Source organism: Actinoallomurus rhizosphaericola (assembly GCF_024055675.1).
Classification (GTDB): Bacteria; Actinomycetota; Actinomycetes; order Streptosporangiales; family Streptosporangiaceae; genus Actinoallomurus; species Actinoallomurus soli.
The window spans coordinates 20,506-41,039 of the sequence record NZ_JAMXMW010000022.1; the positions used below are offsets into that span (position 1 = coordinate 20,506).

Consider the following 20,534-nt stretch of genomic DNA (forward strand, 5'->3'; position numbering starts at 1 on the left):
GCCCGAAAATAGGGAGGGCCGTTGGGACGAACGCCCATCCGAACCGGGACGAATTCCCAGGCGGACGCGGCCGCGCGCCGGTGACGACGCCTGCGACGCCCAGGGGGCGCACGCCGAGGTGTGGGCCGCGCTGCCGACCGCCCCCGGCCTGATCGAGACCCTCACCTCCCGGGGTGTCCTCCTCCGCGGGTCACGAGCCTGATGACGGCCGGCTCAGGCCGGTGAGCGTTCCGGGCCCAGCACGACCGGGAGCGTGCGATGGCCGTTGGAGATGAACGACGGGAGGGTCTCCAACTCGCCCGGGCCGACCGCCAGGGCGAGGTCGGGGAAGCGGTCGAAGAGGGCCGGGATGGCGATCTCCGCCTCCATCCGGGCGAGCGGGGCGCCGAGGCAGTAGTGCGCGCCGTGGCCGAAGGACAGGTGCTCCTTGTCGGGACGGGTGACGTCGAAGCGGTCCGGGTTCACCGGATGCGGGCCGGGGTCGCGGCCGGCGGCGGCGTACGCGGCGAGGATCGCGTCGCCGCGGGCGATCGTGACGTCACCGACCTGGATGTCCTCCACGGCGTAGCGCAGCGGCAGGTTCGCGACCGGCGCCTGCCAGCGCAACGTCTCCTCGATCACGTCCGCCCAGGCGACGTCTCCCTTACGGGCGAGTGCGAGCTGCTCGGGATGGGTGAGCAGCGCCGTGACCGCGTGGTCGAGGAGGTTGACGGTCGTCTCGTGGCCGGCGGAGATCATCAGGATGAGCGTGCCGACGAGCTCGTCCTCGGTCAGCCGCGACCCGTCCTCGTCCCGGGTGGTGATGAGGGCACTGGTGAGGTCGTCGCCGGGGGTCCGGCGCTTGTCGGCGACGAGCTCGGCGAGCAGGCCCCAGATCTCCTGGTGGGCGGCCTGGGCCTGCTCCGGGGTCGCGGACGTGGTGAAGATGACGTCGACGGCACGCCGCACGCGCGCCCGCGGCCCGTCCGGGACGCCCATGAGCCGGCAGATGACCTCGATGGGCAGCGGGTAGGCGAACCCCTCGCGCAGGTCGGCCCGGCCGCCGGGACGGGCGGCGAGCCGGTCGAGGATCTCCTCGGTGATCTCCTCGACGCGCGGCCTGAGGGCGGCGGTACGGCGCGGCGTGAACGCGTGGGAGATGATGCCGCGCAGCCTCCGGTGGTCGTCGCCGTAGGCGGTGAACATGTTCTCCACCGCGACCCAGATGTAGAGCGGCCAGTCAGGGGTGATCTCGCCGTTCCGCCACCGGGTCCAGTGCCGGCGCGCGTCCTTGGAGACCCGCGGGTCGGCCAGCAGCCGCCTGAGGGTGTCGTGGCCGGTCACCGCCCATGCCACCACCCCGCCGGGCAGCTCGACGGGTGTCACCGCGCCCCGCTGCCGCAGCCGCGCGGCCTCGGCGTGGATGTCGGTGCCGTCGGCGTCGAGGGCGTACGGGCACGAGCGGTCTTCCATCGCATGGCTCCTGACGATGCGTCGGATCGGCGGCGGCCACGACTATAAGTCAAGAAGGAGGTAAATGCCCCATGACCGGACGGCCCGCCGGGCCACCATGGCCGCCTGCTCGACTCGGCCACCGGGTCAGCGGCGTTCGCGGTGCAGGGCGACGCCCGTGATGACCAGCGCGACGCCGGCGGCCTCGGCCGGGGCCGGAATCTGGCGGAGCACCAGCGCGCCGATGACCGTGGCCGTCGCCGGGAGCAGCGCGACCAGCAGGGCGTACGTCGCCCGCGCCATGCGCGCCATGGCGAGCTGGTCGCAGACGTAGGGGATCACCGAGGAGGCGACCCCGACCCCGATCCCGGCGGCGAGCGCGACAGGGTCGGCCAGCGCCGGAACGGCCTGCCACGCGCCTAGCGGGAGGACACAGACGGCGGCGACCAGCATCGCCGCCGCCAGGCCGTCGATGCCGCTCGGGAAGCGCGACGGGCCGAGGTAGTGGAAGACGGCGCTGCCGATGAAGTAGGTCCATGGCGGGACGGCGGCGCGGCGCCCACCGTGTGCCGAACCCGGCGACGGGACCCGGCCGCCGCGGACCGAGCCGGAGAACGGGACCCGGCCGCCACGCGCGGAGCCGAGGAGCGGGACCGCGTCGCCGCACGCGGAGCCGAGGAGCGGGACCGCGTCGCCACGCGCGGAGCCGACGGGCGGGGCCGTGTCGCCGTGGACGGCGCCCGCGGGCGAGCCCGTGCCGCCGGGCGGGTCGGAGCCGATGGGCATGGTCGTATCGTCGGCCGGCTCGTACGCTGACGGTATGGCGAACCGGAGGCCCCGACCCGAGCGGGCCTATGAAGCCAAAGAGCTCGATCGGATCGACCTTCGAATCCTCGCCGAACTGCAGACCGACGGGCGCCTGAGCATCGCCGAGCTGGGCCGCAGGGTCAGTCTCTCGGCGCCCGCGGTGGCCGATCGGGTGCAGCGGCTGGAGGCGGCCGGTGTGATCACCGGCTACCGCGCCGAGGTCGATCCGCGCGCCCTCGGCTTCCCGGTCACGGTCATGGTCCGGATCAACCCGGCCGTCCGGGAGCTGCCGCGGATCGCCAAGATCGCCGAGGAGATACCGGAGATCGTCGAGTGCCACCGGATCACCGGCGACGACTGCTTCTACTTCACCGCGCACCTGCGCTCCGTCGAGCACCTGGAGCCCATCCTCGACCGGTTCGCCCCGTACGGGCGGACCACGACGTCTCTCGTCCACGCCGCCGTCGTCTCCCGGCGCCCCCTGCCCCTCGACCACGCCGCCCCGCCCGGCGACGGCTGACCGGGCGGTGGCGGTCAGGAGTGGCCGATCACCCGGTGGGGCCGGTAGGGCGCCTCCAGGCGGGCCTTCTCCTCCTCGCTCAGCGTCACGTCCACCGCCGCCACCGCGTCGTCGACGTGACCGGCCCTGGTCGCGCCGACGATCGGAGCGGTCACGCCGGGCCTGCCGAGCAGCCAGGCGAGCGCCACCGTCGCCGGGGGCAGGCCGCGCTCGGCCGCGACCTTCCGCACCGCGTCCACGACGTCGAAGTCACTCTCCTCGTAGTGCGCCTCGGCGAGCGGGTCGTCCCCGGCGCGTACGGTCCGCCGGGCGCCGTCCCGGTCCCGGCCGCCGGCCAGCAGCCCGCGCGCGAGCGGGCTGTACGGCAGCACGCCCACGCCCTGATCGCGGCAGAGCGGGATCATCTCCCGCTCCTCCTCGCGGTAGACGAGGTTGTAGTGGTTCTGCATCGACACGAACCGGGTGGGCGCCACGTGCTGCGCCGTGGCGAACTGCCACGCGTACATGCTGGAGGCGCCGACGTATCGCGCCTTCCCCGCACGTACGACGTCGTGCAGCGCCGCCATCGTCTCCTCGATCGGCGTCGCGTCGTCCCAGCGGTGGACCTGGTAGAGGTCGACGTGGTCGGTGCCCAGCCGTGTCAGCGACGCGTCGATCGCGGCCATGATGTGAGCCCGCGACAGGCCGCCGTCGTTCGGGCCGGGCCCCATCGGGAAGTACACCTTGGTGGCGAGCACGTAGTCCGTACGGCGCGGGAAGAGCCGGGCGAGCAGCCGCCCCGTCACCACCTCGCTCGCGCCCCGGTCGTACATGTCCGCGGTGTCGAAGAACGTCACCCCGGCCTCGACCGCCCGCCGCACGATGGGCTCGGCGCCCTCCTCGTCCAGGTGCCACCGACGCCGCGTACGGTCCCCGAAGCTCATCATCCCGAGGCAGATCCGCGACACCTTCAATCCGGAGGAGCCCAACCGCACGTACTCCACAGCGCCACCTCGTGTCCGGCCGGCCCGGCGCCGGCGACGAGAAGATCGTCCGGCGATCCGGGGCCTACCGGAATCCCGAAAGCAAGGACGACCGCGGCCGGCGCCTGCGATTCGACGGCGTGCCGCCGTGAACGGCTTCGCCGCCGCCGTTGCCGGGCGATGCCCGGAGCACCGGGTTCGAGACGGCGACGGCGACGGCGTGGAGGCTCCGAAGAGCGCATGTCGAGGGTCAGATGTGCATCGCGGCGCCCTCGACCTGGCGGCCCGCCCGGACGAGGAGGCTCAGCAGGGCGGCGATGAACGCCATCACCGCGCTGACGACGAAGGCCAGGTGCATGCCGTCGATGAACGACAGGTGGCTGGCCTTGACGATCATCTCGGCGATCTGCGGCTGCGTGCCCTTCGGGACCGGCGCGACGCCCTGGGAGATGGCGCCCTTCATCAGGTCGACCTGCGCCGGAGTCGGTGCCGGCAGGCCCGCGTCCTTCATGTGGCCGGGCAGGACCCCGGCCACCTTGGCGGTCAGGACGGCGCCGAGGACGGAGGTGCCGAGCGCGCCGCCGACCTGCATGGCCACCTGCTGCAGGCCGCCCGCGACACCCGACAGCGCGACGGGGGCGTTGCCGACGATGATGTCGGTGGCCGCGACCATCACCGGGCTCAGGCCGATGCCGATGAGCGCGAACAAGGGCGCCATGCCCGCGAAGCTCGCGTCCACCCCGAGACGCGACATGCCGAGGAAGGCCACTCCGGCGAGGGCCATGCCGACGACCAGGGGGGCGCGCGGCCCGAGCTTGGAGATCACTCCACCGGCGACCGGGGAGGCCACCATCATGGCGAGCATCATGGGCAGGAGCCGTACGCCGGTGTCCACCGGCGAGAGGCCGTGCACGCTCTGCAGATAGAAGGTCAGGAAGAACATCGCGCCGAACATCGCGAACGCCATGAGCATCATCAGCACGACGCCCACGGACAGCGACACCGAGCGGAACAGCGTGAGCGGGAGCAGCGGATCCCGCGACAGGTGCTCGCGCACGACGAACAGCACGAGCAGCACGATCGCGCCGCCGAAGAACGCCAGGGTCTTCACGTCGGCCCAGCCGTAGGCCGGGGCCTTGATGACGCCCCAGACCAGGGTGAACAGCATCCCGGACAGCAGGACGATGCCGAGGAGGTCGAAGCCGCCGCCCTTGGCCTCGCCGCGGGCGTTGAGCAGGAACAGGCTGCCCACGATGAGCGTCACGATGCCGACCGGCACGTTGATGAAGAAGACCGACTCCCAGTTGACGTGCTGGACGAGCAGGCCGCCCACGATCGGGCCGGAGGCCGTGGAGGCCGCGATGCAGGCGCCCCACAGGCCGATCGCCATGTTGAGGCGCTCGGCCGGGAACGCCGCGCGCAGCAGGCCGAGCGCCGTGGGCTGGAGCATCGCGCCGAACAGGCCCTGGATGACCCGCAGGGCGATCACCATGCCGATCGCCTTGGAGAAGCCGATCCCCGCCGAGGACAGCGCGAAGCCGGCGACGCCGATCAGGAACACCGGCTTGTGCCCGAACCGGTCACCGAGTTTGCCGGCGGTGATCAGCGAGACGGCGAGGGCGAGGAGGTAGCCGTTGGTGACCCACTGCAGGTCCGCCAGCGACGCGCCGAGGTCCTTGGAGATCGCGGGGTTGGCGATCGCGACGACCGTGCCGTCGAGGGTCACCATGATGACGCCGAGCGCCACGGCGGCGAGCGTCAGCCATGGGTTCCCCATCCCGCGACGCTTGGGACCCGCTCCTGCGGGCAATCGTTCCTGGACGGCCGGTCGCGACATCTCACTCCCCCTAGTACATGTGGCCGATGGCACCACAAACTTATGGCAGCCACTGACAGATGACAAATCATTTTAAGAGTCACCCACTGCCTTATGGCACACTCTGAACCAAGGAGTGAGCTGGAGGTGACATGGTGGAGACTTCGGGTGTGGGCACCACCGGCTTGCGAGAGCGTAAGAAGCAGCGGACACGCTGGGCGTTGACCGACGCGGCGCTGGACCTGTTCCTCGCCAAGGGGTACGAGGCGACGACCATCGACGAGATCGTGGCGGCGGTCGACGTGTCGCAACGCACATTCTTCAGGTACTTCGCCGGCAAGGAGGACGTGGTCCTGGCGATCATGAAGGAGTACGACCAGGTCTTCCTGGCGACCCTGATCGACCGGCCCGGCGACGAGCCTCCGATCACCGCGCTCGCCGCCGCGATCCACCACGTCCTGGACTCCGTGCGGTCCGCCGACGAGGAGCACACGGGCCGGTTCGCCAAGATCCGCGACGTGATCGAGCACAGTCCCGCGCTGGAGGTGGCGCAGCTGCGTTACTTCAGCGAGCTGGAGCACGAGCTGGCCACGATCCTCGCCCGGCGGATGAACGTCGACCTCGCGACCGACCTGCGCCCGACCCTGATCGCCGCGACGTTCCTGACCGTGATGCGGCTCGGGTTCGAGGGGTGCGCGCACGAGGGGCTGTTCCAGCCGGACGAGGTCGCCTCGCGCATCGAGGAGGTCTTCGCCGTCGCCGCCGAGACGCTCCCCGGCGCCTGGTCCGCCGCCTGACCGCCCTCTCCGATCAGCGCGACGGCCCGGACAGGTCGCCGGTCACCGCAACGGCCCGCGCCGGTCACCGGTCGGCGCGACGGTTCGGACCGGTCCCGGGCCGGCCCGCCGTGCCCGGCACGGCGCGACCGGTCCGGGCCGGTCGCCGGTCAGCGCAGCGGGTCGGGCAGGTCGCGGGCGTGCAGGACGGTCAGCCGGGAGACCGCGCGGGTGAGGACGACGTACAGCCGGCGCAGCCCGGGTGAGCGCTCGCCGTCCGGCTCGGCCCCGACGATCGCCGCCGGCTCGACGACGATGACCTGGTCGAACTCCAGGCCCTTGGCCTGCGTCGCCGGAGTGAGGACGAGCCGCGCCCCCGCCATGCCGTCCGCGAGCCGCACGTGCTCCAGCCCGCGTGCGGTCAGGTGCTCGCCCAGCCCCGCCACGGCGGCCTCGGCGGCGATCAGGCCGACCGACCCCTCGCCGGTCAGCGCCTCGCGGCAGGCGTCCTCCACCGCGGCGAACAGGTCGGCGACCGGGGTGACCCGCAGGGAACCCGGCGCGGAGCGTACGGACGTCGGCGGCGTCAGCTCCGGCGCGATGTGCGGGAGCAGCCGGCTCGCGAAGTCGATGATCTGACGTGGTACGCGGTAGCCGCGGTCGAGCACGGTCAGGTCCGCGTCCGGCTTGCCGAGGTGCCGCAGGAGCGCCGACCAGTCGCCGACCGCCCACGGCGTGGTCCCCTGGGCGATGTCCCCGAGCACCGTGACCGATCCCGTCTCGCAGCGCCGGCCGACCGCGCGGCACTGCATGGCCGACAGGTCCTGGGCCTCGTCGAGGACGACGTGACTGAGGCTCGAGGTACGGCTGATCAGGTCGGCGGCCTCGTCGACGAGGACGGCGTCGGAGGGCGTCCAGCGGGCCGACTTCGGGCCCCTCGGCGGCCGGTCCCACAGCAGCGCCGCCTGCTCGGCCGGGTCGAGGAGGCCGTCGGCGGCCTGGGCGAGGAACTCGGCGTCGGACAGCAGGCGCATCACGACGCGCACCGGGTCCAGGGCCGGCCAGACGTGGTCGACCACCGCCTTGACCGGGCGGGTCCGGCGGACCGCCTCGTGGGTCCGGTCGTCGCACGCCTCCCCCGCCGTCTCCATCCGCAGCAGGACGGCGTGCGCGATCCGGTGCCCGAGGAGGTCGCGGCCGGCGCCGTACCGGACGCCGCGGTCGCGGAGGGCCTCGGCCAGCTCGGTGATCTCGTACGCCGGGATGCGCCAGCGGCGAGTTCCGCGCGGCACGACGAGCGCCTCGGACGGCTCGCGCAGGTGACTCCAGACCGCGCGGCGCAGCACCTCCGCCATCCGGGCGTCGCCCTTGATCCGCCCGGCCGCGGGCTCGTCGCGGGCCGTCACCGGCACGGTGGCCACCACCTGGTCGAGGGTGCGCTGCTCGACGTTCACCTCGCCGAGGGCCGGCAGCACGCCGCGGATGTAGTCGAGGAAGGACGCGCTCGGGCCGATGACGAGGACGCCGCCCCGGCGCATCCGCTCGCGGTGGGCGTACAGCAGGTAGGCGACCCGGTGCAGGCCGACGGCGGTCTTTCCGGTGCCCGGCGCGCCCTGGACGCACAGCGTGTGGTCGGCGTCGGCGCGGACGATGTCGTCCTGTTCGGGCTGGATCGTGGCGACGATATCGCGCATCGGGCCGACGCGGGGCCGCTCGATCTCCTCGATCAGCAGCCGCGACTCCACGGGCGCGGAGAAGTCCTCGTCCTCGAACGCGGTCAGCTCGCCGCCGGAGTACCCGAAGCGGCGGCGCAGGACGAGGCCCATCGGGTCGGCGGTGCTCGCCTTGTAGAAGGGCCGCGCCATCGGCGCCCGCCAGTCGATGACCAGGGCCCGGCCGCCGTCGTCGTGGACGTGGCGCCGGCCGACGTACAGCCGTTCGTCCGGATGGTCGAGGCGCCCGAAGAACAGGGCCGTCGTCGGGTCGTCCCGCAGGGCCTCGGCGCGCTTGGCGAGGTCGGCGCCGAGCACTTTGGCCGAGACCCAGTCGCCGGCGGCCGAGGCGTCCAGGGACAGGACGTTCTCCCGCATCCGGCGCAGGGCTTCGCGGGAGTGGGCGAGATGCGCGCGTTCGGCGGATATCTCGGGTTCGGTGTCCTCCGCCTCTCGTGTGGGCATGACAAAGGCCTTTCGGTCGTCGGGAAGCGCGAAGTTCCGAACTTAGTACGTGAGCGCGCTCGCCTCAGCCTGTTTTTCCGTGTCCCGGCGGGCGCGCTAGTGTTCGACGAGAATCGAACCTTAGGGAGGTCACCATGCGCGCGATCCAAATGACCGAGCACGGCGGGCCGGACGTCCTGCGGCTCACCGACGCGCCGGACCCGCAGCCGGGCCCGGGCGAGGTCGCCGTCGAACTCGCCGCCGCCGGCGTCAACTTCCGCGACGTCTACGAGCGTCAGGGCGTCTATCCGAAGGAGCTCCCCGCCGTTCCCGGCGCCGAGGGCGCGGGCCGCGTCACGGCGGTCGGCGACGGGGTGACCGACGTGCGGGTCGGCGACGTCGTGGCCAGTGCCGAGTTCAGGGGAGCGTACGCCGAACGCGCGGTCGCGCCGGCCGACCGGGTCGTCCCGGTGCCCGACGGCGTGGCGCCCGACCTGGCCGCCGCGGTGCTGCTGCAGGGCCTGACCGCCCACTACCTGACGCACTCGACGTACGAGATCAAGCCCGGGGACACCGCGCTCGTGCACGCCGCCGCCGGCGGCATGGGGCTGCTGCTCACCCAGATGATCAAGCTGCGCGGCGGCCGGGTCATCGGCACCGTCTCCACCGACGAGAAGGAGAAGCTCGCCCGTGACGCCGGCGCCGACGAGGTGCTCCGCTACGACGGCTTCGCCGACGAGGTCCGCCGGCGCACCGGCGGCGTGCCGGTCGTGTACGACGGCGTCGGCAAGACCACCTTCGACGGCAGCCTCGCCTCCCTGCGGCGGCGCGGCCTGCTCGCGCTGTACGGCGCCGCCAGCGGGCCGGTGCCCCCGCTCGACCCGCAGCGGCTGAATTCGGGCGGTTCGCTCTTCCTGACGCGGCCGACGCTGGGGGACTACGTCGCCACCCGCGAGGAGCTCCTGTGGCGGGCCGACGACCTGTTCGGCTGGATCGCCTCCGGGGAGCTGTCGGTCCACGTCGGCGGGCGGTACCCCCTCGCCGACACCGGCCGGGCCCACGAGGACCTCGAGGCGCGCCGCACGACCGGCAAGCTGCTGCTCATCCCGTAGACACGGCCGGCGAGCCGCTTCCACCGCGGACACGACCGGCGAGCGCCGCTCGTCCCGTAGATCCGGAACCGCACGGTCCGCCCGTTAGTCTTATCGCTCATCGAGCGACAGGAGGGGCGGGCCGTCGTGACGGGAACGAGCGCGATCGACCGGCTGCGGCCCGAGGACCCGCCCCGGCTCGGCGACTACCGGATCGTCGGCCGGATCGGCCGGGGCGGCATGGGCATCGTCCACCTCGGCGAGAGCGCGCGCGGAGAGCGCGTCGCGGTGAAGGTCATCAGCCCGGACCTGGCCGACGACGAGATGTTCCGGGACCGGTTCCGGCGGGAGGTCGAGTCCGCCCGCCGGGTGAAGGGGAGGCGGAACCGCGTCCAGGCCGCGTGCGAGGAGCGGGACGGCGGGATCCGGCTGCGCCTGTGGCTGAACGGCACCCTCGCCGCCGACACGTCCGACCATGACGGCCCGCTGGCCAACGGCACGTCCGGCCTGGTCGCCGTGCAGGAGAACGGTGGAAGCGCCGGGGACGTCCAGGTGCTGTTCGACGACTTCGGCCTGTCGGCGATCCGCTGACGCGCGACGGTCAGAGCTCGAACCAGAAGGTCAGGCCGTCCTCGTGCCTGCGGATGCCGTAGTCCGCGGACAGCTCCTCGATGAGGAAGACGCCGCGCCTGCCCTCGCGCAGCTCGTAGCCGTCGTACATCGTCGGGAGGGTGTCACCGCCCTCGTCGGTGACCTCGATCCGCACGCCGGTGGACGTCTCGAACACGACCACGGTCACCATGGTGCTGTCGGTGTGGACCACGGAGTTGGTGACGGCCTCGCTGGTCAGCAGCACGGCGGTGTCCGCGTCCGGACGGCCGGAGAGCGCCTTGGCGACGAAACGCCGCGCCGTCGCCACCTCCCCCGGACGGCCGGGGACGGTGATCGCCCCGAGTACCGACCGGCCCATCAGGGTGTCACCGGAGCGTGACGGAATGTGGCGAACTTGCCGGTATCGCCACCATGGCGGGCCTCCCCTGTAGCAAGATGGGCAGGGTGATCGAGACGAACGCGCATGGATCGGAGCCCTCTCAGCGGCGGCCTTTAGGGGGCCTAAACGAGATAGAGTGTGAGCTTACGGCCACTTTGCGTAATCGCGCAATAGCGAGGTGGAAGCTCCTCGGAAAGAGCGGAGCCGCGACGCCGTGATCAGCAGCAGACTACGAGAGATCGCCGCGCTGGCCGATCCGATCCAGCGCGCCCGCGTCCTCGGCGCGGTCATGGCGGAGCAGCAGGCGCTGGTCGAGGAGGCGGCCCGGATGCGCCGACAGGCGATCGCCGAGGCGCGGGAGAGCGGCCATCGCCTCGAGGAGATCGCCAGCACGCTCGGAGTCTCCCCCGGCCGGATCTCGCAGATGCGCAGGGGCACCACCGCGCCGGTGCCCGAGCCGCCCGCCGAGCGGGTTCCCCCGTTCGGCGAGCGGATGCCTCCGCTCGTGGTGCGGCGGGAGCTGCCGACGGAGCCGTCGCCGTACGGGGCCGGGTGGAGGTTCGTCAGCACGGCCGAGCGGGAGGACATCCGCTCCGAACTGCGCCTCCTCGACGTCGGCCGGGAGCCCGCCCGCGAGCACATCGCGACCTGCCTGCGCGTACGGCCCGGCGAGGACGTCATCGCGCGCCGCCGCCTGGTGCTCGCCGACGACGTCCCCGTCCGGGTCGCCGTCTCGTACCTCCGCGTCGACCTGTTCGCGGAGACCCCCGTCATGGAGCCCGAGCTGCTCGCGCCCACCCTGCACGAGGCGATCACCGCCCACGGTCACGCGTTCGGGCACGCGGAGGAGACGCTGATGGCCCGGCCGGCGACGGGGCCGGAGACCGACCTGCTCCGCCTCGATCCGGGCGACTGGGTCGTGCAGGTCCTCCGTGCCTCCTACTCCACCGAGGACACGCCGATCCACGTGCTGGAGACCGTCTGCGCCGCGACGCGCCACGTGTTCTCCGTCAGCCAGGCGGGCGGGTGCGACCGGTTCTGAAGATCCCGGCCCGTCCACCGTGGCCGGTCAAAGGTAGGCCGTCAGCCAGCGGTCGAGCTCCTCGAAGACCTTCGCCCGTACGGGCGCGGCGGACAGCACCAGGTCGTGCAGCCCGCTCTCGACGCGCACGCACGTGACGTGCCGCCCGAGGCGCGTCGACCAGCGGGCGATGTCGTCGGCGTTCAGCACGCCGTCGCCGGTGGAGAAGTCGCCGTTCCTGCCGCGTACGGTCGTCGTGGAGGCCATCACGAGGACCGGCACGTCGATGGCGAGCCCCGCCTTGACCTGCCGCTGCGCCTTGATGATCGCCGACAGCCAGCCGGCCCGCACGCCGAAGCCCTCGGCGGGCTTCCAGGTCAGGTCGAAGTCCCACTCCCCGTCGTGGTCGCGGTGGATGCTGTGAACGTAGGACCGGCTGACGCCCGCCGGGATGGCCATCTTCGGGCGGCCCTTCGCCAGGACGCGGACGACGGGCGTGAGCGTACGGCGGAGCCCGGCGGGGACGTTCAGCTCCAGGAACGGGCTGTTGAGGAACAGGCCGTCGACCAGTCCACGGCCGCGGACGCGATCGGCCCACAGGGCGGAGACCAGCCCGCCCGTCGAGTGGCCGTTCACCAGCAGCGTGTCATGGTCCTCGCGGATGAGGCGGACCGCCTCGTCGATCTCCGGAAAGTAGTCGGACATGCTGTGGGCGAAGTTCGGCGTCTGGTGGTCCAGCAGTGAGCGGCCGTACTTGCGCAGGTCCAGGGCGTGGAAGGAGTACCCCCGCTCGACGTAGAAGTCGGCGAGGTGCGTCTGGAAGAAGTAGTCGGTGAACCCGTGGATGTAGAGCACGGCCTTCCGGCTGCCGGGACAGGGCCGCCGGACGAGCGTGGCGACCACCTCGCCCTCCGCGTCGTCGTCCAGCGTCAGCCGGATCGCCTCATAGTCCACCCCGAGCACATCCTGTCCCATGGCGGGACAGCGTAGGGCCGCGCTCCGGCACGCGCCACGGCCGAACCCCTCACGAAAGCTCATACCACCAGGAATCTGCTCGTTTCTGCACCGAAGCCTTGCAAAGAGAGCACGAATGAGCAATCCTCGGTCCTGGCCGACGGAAGGAGAGCTCTTTCGCGTGCTGGCGTCAGTCCTGCCGATCCCTATGGGCGACGCCACCCCGGCCGCCGCGGAGACTCCGGGGCCGGCGCGTACGGGGAGTGCGGAACAGCACGCATGCCGCCCCGTGTTTCTTCGAACTCACGAGGAGCGCCCATGCGCGAAAGAGCACGTCTCGTCGTCGCCGCCCTCAGCGCGGCACTCGTCGCCTGCCTCGGCCTGGCCGTCCCGGCCGGCGCGGCGACCCTGCCCGACCCCGTCTCCTGCAGCGGCTGCTGGAAGCCCGCCCTGAACACCAGCTGGCAGTGGCAGCTGAAGACCGTCCCGTCCGCGCCGTACCTGGACGTCGCGATGTACGACATCGACGGGTTCGAGGCCACCGCCGCCGACGTGTCGAACCTCCACTCGACCAAGTCCGGCCGGAAGGTCGTCTGCTACATCAGCGCCGGCACGTACGAGAACTGGCGGCCCGACGCCGGCGACTTCCCGAGCAGCGTGCTCGGCAACGACGTCGACGGCTGGGCCGGTGAGCGCTGGCTGGACGTCCGGCAGTACACCGGGAAGCTCGGCACGATCCTGACCAAGCGCATGGACATGTGCAAGGCGAAGGGCTTCGACGCGATCGAGTTCGACAACGTCGACGGGTACGACAACGACCCCGGCTTCCCGATGACCGCCAACGACCAGCTGAACTTCAACACCTGGCTGGCGAACGAGGCGCACAAGCGCGGGCTCTCCGCCGGCCTGAAGAACGACATCCCCCAGCTCAAGACGCTCCAGCCGTACTTCGACTGGGCGCTGAACGAGGAGTGCTGGGCGAACAACGAGTGCACGACCGCGCAGACCGGCTACGGCTATGACAAGTACGTGGCCGCCGGCAAGGCCGTGTTCAACGTGGAGTACTCCCTGGCCACGTCGAAGTTCTGCAGCAAGGCCAACGCGCAGAACTTCAACTCACTGAAGAAGGACCTCGACCTCACCGCCTACCGCGTCCCCTGCCGGGGCGTCTGACCCACCCTGTTCATCCGGCTGTACCGGCCGGCGGCGGTCACGAGGTGCGGGGCCGCCGCCGGCCACCCCCGTAAGTGGAAGGTTCACCCTGTATGTCCCCGTCCATCCGTATCGCTTTCATCGGCGCCGGTTCCGTCGAGTTCACCCAGCAGCTCCTGCGCGACATCCTGTCCTTCCCCGAGCTCGCGGACGTACGACTCGCGCTGCACGACATCGACCCCGAGCGGCTGTCGGTCGCCGAGGCGCTCGCCCGGCGCACCGCGGAGCGGTTCGGCGCCAAGCCGGAGATCGTCGCGGAGCTCGACCGCAGGGCGGCCCTGGACGGCAGCGACGTCGTGGTGAACATGGTCGCGGTCGGCGGTCACCGCGCCACGACGATCGACTTCGAGGTCCCGGAACGCTTCGGGCTCCGGCAGACGATCGGCGACACGCTGGGCATCGGCGGGATCTTCCGCGCCCTGCGGACGTTCCCGCTGCTGGAGGGGCTGGCCGCCGACATGGCCGCCGTGTGCCCCGACGCGTGGCTGCTGAACTACACCAATCCGATGGCCATGAACCTGCAGTACCTGGCCACGGTGGCGCCGCGGCTCAAGGCCGCCGGTCTCTGCCACTCCGTCTACTGGACCGTCCGCGGGCTGTCCGACATCGTCGGCGTGCCGCACGAGGAGGTCGACTTCCTCTCCGCCGGGGTCAACCACCAGGCGTGGATCCTGCGCTGGCAGCACCAGGGCCGCGACCTGTACCCGGCGCTGGACGCGGCGATCGAGCGCGACCCGGAGCTGCGCCGCCGGGTGCGCGTGGACATGTACCGGCGGCTCGGCTACTACCCGACCGAGACCAGCGAGCACTCTTCCGAGTACGTCCCCTTCTACCTGCGGCATCCCGCCGAGATCGAGCGGCTGCGCATCCCGGTCGGCGACTACCTCGGGATCAGCGCGGGCAACGTCGCCGAGTACGAGTCGATCCGGGAGAGCCTGGCGGCCGGGCTGGACCCGGAGCCCCGCGAGGAGGAGGACGCGACCGAGTACGCCCCGCAGGTGATCCACAGCCTCGTCACCGGCGCCCTGCGCTCGATCCAGGTCACCACCGCCAACACCGGCCTGATCACCAACCTGCCGGCGGGCGCGGGCGTGGAGGTCCCGGCGACCGTCGACCGGCTCGGCGTCCATCCGCACGCGGTGGGGGCGCTGCCGCCGCAGCTGGCCGCGCTGAACCGGAGCTTCCTCAACGTCGTCGAGCTGGTCGTCGCCGCCGCCGTCGAGGGCGACCCGCGGCACATCCGGCACGCGGCGATGTCCGACCCGGCCACCGCGGCCGCGCTCACCGTCGACCAGATCTGGGAGCTGTGCGACGCGATGGTGGCCGCGCACGGCGACGCCCTGCCCCCGGCCCTGCGAGGACGGCTCTCCCCCGGCTCTCGGTGACGGCTGCACGGAGGCGGGGCCAACCGAGCAACACCGTGAGCGATAACCCCCGGAATTAATCGTTCCCGCGCGGCCGCGATCGCCTTATAGTGATCGAATGCGTCAAGAGGAGCGTCTCGGTCTGATCCTCGACCGGCTGGCCCGCGACGGCTCCGTCTCCGTGGCCGACCTCACCGGCGAGCTGGGCGCGTCCCCCGCCTCCGTCCGCCGGGACCTGCGCGTTCTCGAAGAGCAGCAACTGCTCAAGCGCACCCACGGCGGCGCGGTCTCGGCCGAGGTCCTGTACGAGCTGCCGATCCGCTACCGCTCGGGCCGCCACCACGAGGAGAAACTGCGCATCGCGCAGGCCGCGGCGCGGCTGGTGACCGACGCGGTGCACTCGGTCGGCCTGGGCGGCGGCACGACGACGACGGAGCTGGCGCGGATCCTCGGCGCGTCGGCCCGTCCGCTCAAGGTGATCACGAACGCGCTGAACATCGCCGGGGAGCTGTCCGTACGCCCCGCCGTCGACCTCGTGGTGACCGGCGGCAGCGTGCGCTCGGCGTCGTACGAGCTGGTCGGCCCGCTCGCCGAGCAGGCCCTGGCCGGGATCAACCTGGACATCGCCTTCATCGGCGTGGACGGCATCGAGGCGAGCCGGGGCATCAGCACCCACGACGACGTCGAGGCGCAGACCGATCGCAGCTTCCTGCGCACCGCGGATCAGGTCGTCGTGCTGACCGACGGCTCGAAGGTCGGCAAGCGCGCCTTCTCCCGCATCGCGGGCATCGACGAGATCACCATGCTGGTCACCGACTCCGGCGCCGACGCGGCCGAGCTGGACCGGCTCCGCGCGGCGGGCGTCGAGGTCACCATCGTCTGACGCCGGACGAAGGCCACCGCCTTCAGCCGGCCGGAGGTCGCCATCCGCTGACACCGGACGCCGTGGCCCCGGCCGGCGTTCCGGCCGGGGCCACGGCGCACCGGGTCACTTGAGCCCGGACGAGGCGATGGAGCGGACGAAGAAGCGCTGCGCGATGACGAACAGGACGAGCACCGGGATCTGACTGGTGACGGTGCCGGCCATCAGCACGGGCCAGTTCGTGAAGTGCTGGCCCTGGAAGTTCTGCAGGCCGAGCTGGATCGTCATGTTCCCCGGGCTCTGCACGGCGATGAGCGGCCACAGGAAGTCGTTCCAGACGTTGAGGAACGTCAGCACCGAGAGCGTGGCGAGCGTCGGGCCCATGAGCGGGAGCAGGACGCTCGCGAGCGTCCGCAGCCGTCCGGCGCCGTCGATGCGGGCGGCCTCCTCCAGTTCCTTCGGCACGGTGGTGAAGAACTGCCGCATCAGGAACACCCCGAAGGGCGTGGCGAGGTTCGGCGCGATCAGCGCCCCGAGCGTGTCGGTCAGGTGCAGGTGCTGCATCACGATGAGGGTGGGCAGCATGACGATCTGGAACGGCACCATCAGCGTGGCGAGGACCACGACGAACAGCACCCGGTTGCCGAGGAACGGGATCCGGGCGAAGGCGTAGCCGGCCAGTGAGCACAGCACCAGATTGCCGACGACGCAGGCGACCGACACGATCGCGCTGTTCAGCAGCCAGTGCCCGAACGGCCCCTGGCTCCAGGCGTCGGTGTAGTTCTGCCAGTGGATCCCGTGCGGCAGCCCCGGCGGGAACCGCCGCGTCTCCGCCTCGGTGGAGATCGACAGCAGCACCATCCAGATGAGCGGGGCGAGCATCACCGCCGACAGCGGGATGAGGATCAGGTGCAGGGGGCTGGGCCGGCGGGACCGCCGGTGCGGCGGGCGCTCCCGCTCCGCCGTACGGGCGCGTCCCATCGACCGCGTGAGCGCCGTGTCGGCCATGTCAGTTCACCTCGTAGTGGGAGGCCCGGCGGCTCAGCCAGAGCTGGACCATGGTCACGGCCAGGATCACCAGGAACAGCGCGCTGCCGATCGCGGCGGCGTAGCCGCCGTCGAAGTTCACGAACGCCTGCTGGTACAGGTAGTAGACGAGGACCGTGCTGGCGTGCAGGGGGCCGCCCTTCGTGGTCACGTAGACCTCGTCGAACAGCTGGAGCGCGTTGATCGTCAGCCAGACGAGGAGGAAGGACGAGGCCGGCGCGAGGAGCGGCAACTCGACCTTCCAGAACGCCTTCACCCGGCCGCAGCCGTCCAGGGCCGCGGCCTCCATGAGCTCGCGCGGGACGTTCTGCAGGGCCGACAGATAGATGATCACGGCGAAGCCGAGCCAGCCCCAGACGGTCATCATCACGACCGCGGGCAGCGCCTCGCCCGTGCTCTGGAAGAACCCCTGCTGCGGCAGGCCGACCTTGCCCAGCGCGGCGTTCACCAGGCCGAACTGCGGGTTGAGGAGCCAGCTGAAGATCACGCCGGTGGCGACCGTCGAGGTCACCAGCGGGACGTAGACCGCCATCCGGTAGAACAGCATGCCGCGCACCTTCTGGTTGAGCAGCACGGCGATGGGGATGGCCAGCAGCATCGTGATCGGCACGAACAGCACGCAGTAGACCAGGGTCTGCCGGGCCGCCTGCCAGAAGACCGGATCGTGCACCATCTTCTGGTAGTTCGAGGCGCCGGTCCACGTGCCCGGCGACGTGAGGTCGGTCTGCTGGAAGGAGAGCAGCAGCGACCAGACGACCGGGACCAGGCCGAACAGCCCGATGAGGAGCACGGCCGGGGACACGAAGGCCCAGCCGGCGACGTGGTCGGCCCGGCGCATCCGGGGGCCGGGCCGGTGGGTCCGGTGGCCGCGCCGGCGTTCGGACGCGGCCCGGTCGGCCGCCACGACCGCCATTACGCGCCCGCCATGACGCTGTTGACCTCGTCACGCGCCTGGTCCAGGGCGGCTTGGGGCTGTGCCTTGCCGAGCAGCACCGCCTGCACCGCCAGGCCGAGGGCCTGGGAGATCTTGGAGTACTCCGGGATGTTCGGCCGCGACTTCGTGGCGTTCTTCGCCAGGTTGTCGACGAACACCTTGTCCCCGGGGTACTTCTTCAGGAACTGCTGGTAGCCCGGGAGCTGGGTCTCCGACTGCCGCAGCGGCAGGTCGCCGGTGGCGGTGGCGAAGCGCAGGTGGACCTCCGGGGAGGTCAGCCACTGCAGGAAGGCCCAGGCGGTCGCGCGGTCGGACTTGTTGAACAGCATGTAGACGTCCGGGCCGGCGATCGTCGCGTGGGTGACCTTGCCGGGCAGGATCTGGACGCCGTACGGCACGTCCTTGGTGATGGAGGACAGGTCCCAGGGCCCCGTCCACATCATCCCGATCTTCCCGGAGTTGAAGAGGTTGAGGTACTGCTGGTCGCCGCCGTCGAGGTAGACCGAGTGGTCGGTCACGGACATGTCGTGCAGGAGCTGCATGGCGGCCAGGCCGGCCGGCGAGTCGAACGCGGCCTTCTTGCCGTCCGGGGTGAGCAGGTCGCCGCCCGCCTGCCACAGCAGCGCGAGGAACCGCCAGACGGTGTCCTCGGTGCCGTCGTTGACGTAGGCCCAGCCGTACTGCTTCTTACCGGCGTCGGTCAGCCGGCGCGCGGCGTTCTGGAAGTCGGTCCAGGTCCAGGACGGCGTCGGGTACGACAGCCCGGCCGCGTCGAACATCTTCTTGTTGTAGACCAGCGCCAGGTTGTCCACCAGCGCCGGAACGCCGTAGACCTTGCCGTCCGGCGTCGTGGCCGCCTGCCGGGCGGCCGGGAAGAAGTCGTCCCACTTGAACTCGGGGGCGCTCTTCACCAGCGACGTGAGGTCCTGGGTCTGGGGCCGCTTGGCCAGTGTCGTGATCGACGAGCCGAACTCGTACGCCACGCCCGGCGCCTTGCCGGACACGAACGCGCCGAGCGTCTTCTTCAGTGCGTCGTCGTTGCTGCCGGCGAAGGTGACGTTCACCTTCTGGCCGGGGTGGGCCTGGTTCCACTCCTGGCCGAGCGCGGCGATCTCCTTCGCCTCCTGCCCCGTGTAGCCGTGCCAAAAGATCGTCGCGCCGTGTGAGGATCCGGATCCTCCTCCGGAGCAGGCCGCCACGGCCCCGAGAGCGAGCGTGGTGGCCATGGCCATGAGTCGCGTACCGGCCGTACGGCCGAGCAGACGTGATCTTGCGCGCGTCATAGATAACTCCCTGGTTGGGCCGCCCGCGCGTGCGCTTCAGTCAGAATCGATGCTCGTTTGCGAGCAGTGCATGGGACTTTAGATCAGAATCAATCACGTCTTCAAGGCGTTCTGCGAATAACACCGTCACATTGCCGCAACCGAACAGTGGTCGATCATCGACGGTCACAGCCCGCCGAGACCTCTGCGGACGCGGCCCCCTCCGGCGCGGCGAGACGCCGGCGCCCGAGCGACGGCGGTGCACAGGACGAACGGTTTCCACCGATAACGAGTCAGTGTTAGCACTGCTGGAATCACTGATATGGTGAACGCATTAACATCGGAAACGGTGCGTCCGACGACGGGAGACCCCGTCGGCACACCGCGCCGGATCGCCATCGCTCCCGGAGGTTCCCGTGATCGTCATTACCGCTCCCACCGGCGAGATCTGCCGTCAGGTCCTCGACACGCTGCTCGACGGCGGCCGGCCCGTCCGGGTGATCGCCCGCGATCCCGGCCGGATCGCCCCGCGCACCCGTGACCGCGCCGAGGTCGTCCAGGGCTCCCACAGCGACCGCGAGGTGCTCGCCGAAGCGTTCAAGGGCGCCGACAGCGTCCTGTGGCTCGTCCCCCCGAACTCGCGCGCCGATGACATCCGGGAGCACTACCTCGGTTTCACCCGCCCGGCCTGTGACGCCATCAAGGCTCAGGGCGTCGAGCGCGTCGTGGGAGTCACCAGCCTGGGCCGCGGCTACGGCAGGCACGCCGGGCTGCTGTCGCCCGCGTTCGCGATGGACGACCTGATCGAGAGCACCGGGGTCGGCTACCGGGCCCTCGCCATGCCGTTCTTCATGGAGAACCTCCTCCACCAAGTCGAAGCGATCAGGACGCAGGGGATCTTCTCCATGCCGAACCAGGCGGACCGCCCGCTGGCGACCGTCGCCACCCGCGACATCGCCGCGACCGCGGCCCGCCTCCTGGCCGACGACTCCTGGTCCGGGCAGGACACCGTCCCGGTGATCGGCCCCGATTCGCTGTCCCCCGACGCCATGGCCCAGATCCTGACCGAGGTCCTGGAGCGCCCGGTCCGCTTCCAGCAGGCCGACCCCGAGGCGTACAAGGCGACGATGACGCGGTACGGGATGAGCGACGCCTGGGCGCAGGGCCTGGTCGACATGGCCATCGCCCAGAGCGACGGCATCTACGACGCCGAACAGCGGGCCGTGACCTCACCCGCCCCGACCGGTTTCCGTCAGTGGTGCGAGGAGGTGCTCAAGCCCGCCGTCCTGGCCTGATCGGCCGCCGCCGCCGCCGGCCGCGCCGGCCGC

At 71.4% G+C, this 20,534-nt stretch carries 19 protein-coding genes; 9 read left to right on the plus strand and 10 right to left on the minus strand.

Annotated elements, in window-relative coordinates; genetic code table 11:
* Positions 1-213: 213 nt before the first annotated feature.
* Complete coding sequence (locus NE234_RS36245) at positions 214-1,452, minus strand: cytochrome P450 family protein (RefSeq protein WP_252785471.1); 1,239 nt, start codon at positions 1,450-1,452, stop codon at positions 214-216.
* 126 nt (positions 1,453-1,578) lie between these two features.
* Complete coding sequence (locus tag NE234_RS36250) at positions 1,579-2,217, minus strand: EamA family transporter (protein WP_252785472.1); 639 nt, start codon at positions 2,215-2,217, stop codon at positions 1,579-1,581.
* Positions 2,218-2,251: 34 nt separating this feature from the next.
* Between NE234_RS36250 and NE234_RS36255 the strand changes: the two genes are divergently transcribed.
* The gene (locus tag NE234_RS36255; protein ID WP_252785473.1) at positions 2,252-2,758 is read left to right on the plus strand and encodes an Lrp/AsnC family transcriptional regulator; all 507 of its coding nucleotides are present in this window, start codon (positions 2,252-2,254) and stop codon (positions 2,756-2,758) included.
* Positions 2,759-2,772: 14 nt separating this feature from the next.
* Here NE234_RS36255 and NE234_RS36260 read toward each other — a convergent pair whose 3' ends face one another.
* Both NE234_RS36260 and NE234_RS36265 read right to left on the minus strand, forming a co-directional pair.
* Positions 2,773-3,741 carry an aldo/keto reductase gene (locus NE234_RS36260; protein WP_252785474.1) on the minus strand — a complete coding sequence of 323 codons (969 nt, stop codon included), beginning with the start codon at positions 3,739-3,741 and terminating at the stop codon, positions 2,773-2,775.
* A gap of 229 nt (positions 3,742-3,970) precedes the next feature.
* A complete protein-coding gene (locus tag NE234_RS36265) occupies positions 3,971-5,557 on the minus strand; it encodes an MFS transporter (RefSeq protein ID WP_406567115.1) in 1,587 nt (528 codons plus the stop codon).
* 131 nt (positions 5,558-5,688) lie between these two features.
* On the opposite strand from NE234_RS36265, the gene NE234_RS36270 reads away from it, so the two are divergent.
* Positions 5,689-6,333 (plus strand): TetR/AcrR family transcriptional regulator, encoded by a 645-nt coding sequence (locus NE234_RS36270; protein WP_252785476.1) that lies wholly within the window; start codon positions 5,689-5,691, stop codon positions 6,331-6,333.
* A gap of 149 nt (positions 6,334-6,482) precedes the next feature.
* Here the strand turns inward: NE234_RS36270 and NE234_RS36275 are convergent, their stop codons facing one another.
* Complete coding sequence (locus NE234_RS36275; RefSeq protein WP_252785477.1) at positions 6,483-8,489, minus strand: HelD family protein; 2,007 nt, start codon at positions 8,487-8,489, stop codon at positions 6,483-6,485.
* A 134-nt stretch (positions 8,490-8,623) separates the two neighbouring features.
* On the opposite strand from NE234_RS36275, the gene NE234_RS36280 reads away from it, so the two are divergent.
* Positions 8,624-9,580 carry a quinone oxidoreductase family protein gene (locus NE234_RS36280; protein ID WP_252785478.1) on the plus strand — a complete coding sequence of 319 codons (957 nt, stop codon included), beginning with the start codon at positions 8,624-8,626 and terminating at the stop codon, positions 9,578-9,580.
* 126 nt (positions 9,581-9,706) lie between these two features.
* Positions 9,707-10,150, plus strand: a complete 444-nt coding sequence (locus NE234_RS45620) for a hypothetical protein (RefSeq protein WP_308206968.1) — start codon at positions 9,707-9,709, stop codon at positions 10,148-10,150.
* Between the two features lie 10 nt (positions 10,151-10,160).
* Here the strand turns inward: NE234_RS45620 and NE234_RS36290 are convergent, their stop codons facing one another.
* Entirely contained in the window at positions 10,161-10,529 is a 369-nt protein-coding gene (locus NE234_RS36290; protein ID WP_252785479.1) for an ATP-binding protein, read from the minus strand.
* Between the two features lie 235 nt (positions 10,530-10,764).
* Between NE234_RS36290 and NE234_RS36295 the strand changes: the two genes are divergently transcribed.
* The gene (locus NE234_RS36295) at positions 10,765-11,592 is read left to right on the plus strand and encodes a UTRA domain-containing protein (RefSeq protein ID WP_252785480.1); all 828 of its coding nucleotides are present in this window, start codon (positions 10,765-10,767) and stop codon (positions 11,590-11,592) included.
* Between the two features lie 27 nt (positions 11,593-11,619).
* Here NE234_RS36295 and NE234_RS36300 read toward each other — a convergent pair whose 3' ends face one another.
* Positions 11,620-12,546 (minus strand): alpha/beta hydrolase, encoded by a 927-nt coding sequence (locus NE234_RS36300; protein ID WP_252785481.1) that lies wholly within the window; start codon positions 12,544-12,546, stop codon positions 11,620-11,622.
* Between the two features lie 297 nt (positions 12,547-12,843).
* Between NE234_RS36300 and NE234_RS36305 the strand changes: the two genes are divergently transcribed.
* The 3 genes from NE234_RS36305 to NE234_RS36315 all read left to right on the plus strand — a co-directional run bounded on the left by NE234_RS36305 (position 12,844) and on the right by NE234_RS36315 (position 15,984).
* Positions 12,844-13,698, plus strand: coding sequence for an endo alpha-1,4 polygalactosaminidase (locus NE234_RS36305; protein ID WP_252785482.1), 855 nt, complete (start codon positions 12,844-12,846; stop codon positions 13,696-13,698).
* Positions 13,699-13,790: 92 nt separating this feature from the next.
* Complete coding sequence (gene melA, locus NE234_RS36310; RefSeq protein WP_252785483.1) at positions 13,791-15,122, plus strand: alpha-glucosidase/alpha-galactosidase; 1,332 nt, start codon at positions 13,791-13,793, stop codon at positions 15,120-15,122.
* 97 nt (positions 15,123-15,219) lie between these two features.
* On the plus strand, positions 15,220-15,984 hold the full coding sequence (locus NE234_RS36315) for a DeoR/GlpR family DNA-binding transcription regulator (RefSeq protein ID WP_252785484.1): 765 nt from the start codon (positions 15,220-15,222) through the stop codon (positions 15,982-15,984).
* Positions 15,985-16,089: 105 nt separating this feature from the next.
* On the opposite strand, the gene NE234_RS36320 is transcribed toward NE234_RS36315, so the two are convergent.
* From NE234_RS36320 to NE234_RS36330, 3 genes are read right to left on the minus strand one after another with little or no spacing between them, the layout of a single operon-like run.
* A complete protein-coding gene (locus tag NE234_RS36320; protein ID WP_252785485.1) occupies positions 16,090-16,971 on the minus strand; it encodes a carbohydrate ABC transporter permease in 882 nt (293 codons plus the stop codon).
* Between the two features lies 1 nt (position 16,972).
* Complete coding sequence (locus NE234_RS36325) at positions 16,973-17,923, minus strand: carbohydrate ABC transporter permease (protein ID WP_252785486.1); 951 nt, start codon at positions 17,921-17,923, stop codon at positions 16,973-16,975.
* Positions 17,923-19,227, minus strand: coding sequence for an ABC transporter substrate-binding protein (locus tag NE234_RS36330; RefSeq protein ID WP_252785487.1), 1,305 nt, complete (start codon positions 19,225-19,227; stop codon positions 17,923-17,925). Before NE234_RS36330 ends, NE234_RS36325 begins: the two co-directional genes overlap by 1 nt.
* Positions 19,228-19,622: 395 nt before the next feature.
* Between NE234_RS36330 and NE234_RS36335 the strand changes: the two genes are divergently transcribed.
* On the plus strand, positions 19,623-20,501 hold the full coding sequence (locus tag NE234_RS36335) for an NAD(P)H-binding protein (RefSeq protein ID WP_252785488.1): 879 nt from the start codon (positions 19,623-19,625) through the stop codon (positions 20,499-20,501).
* Positions 20,502-20,534 lie beyond the last annotated feature (33 nt).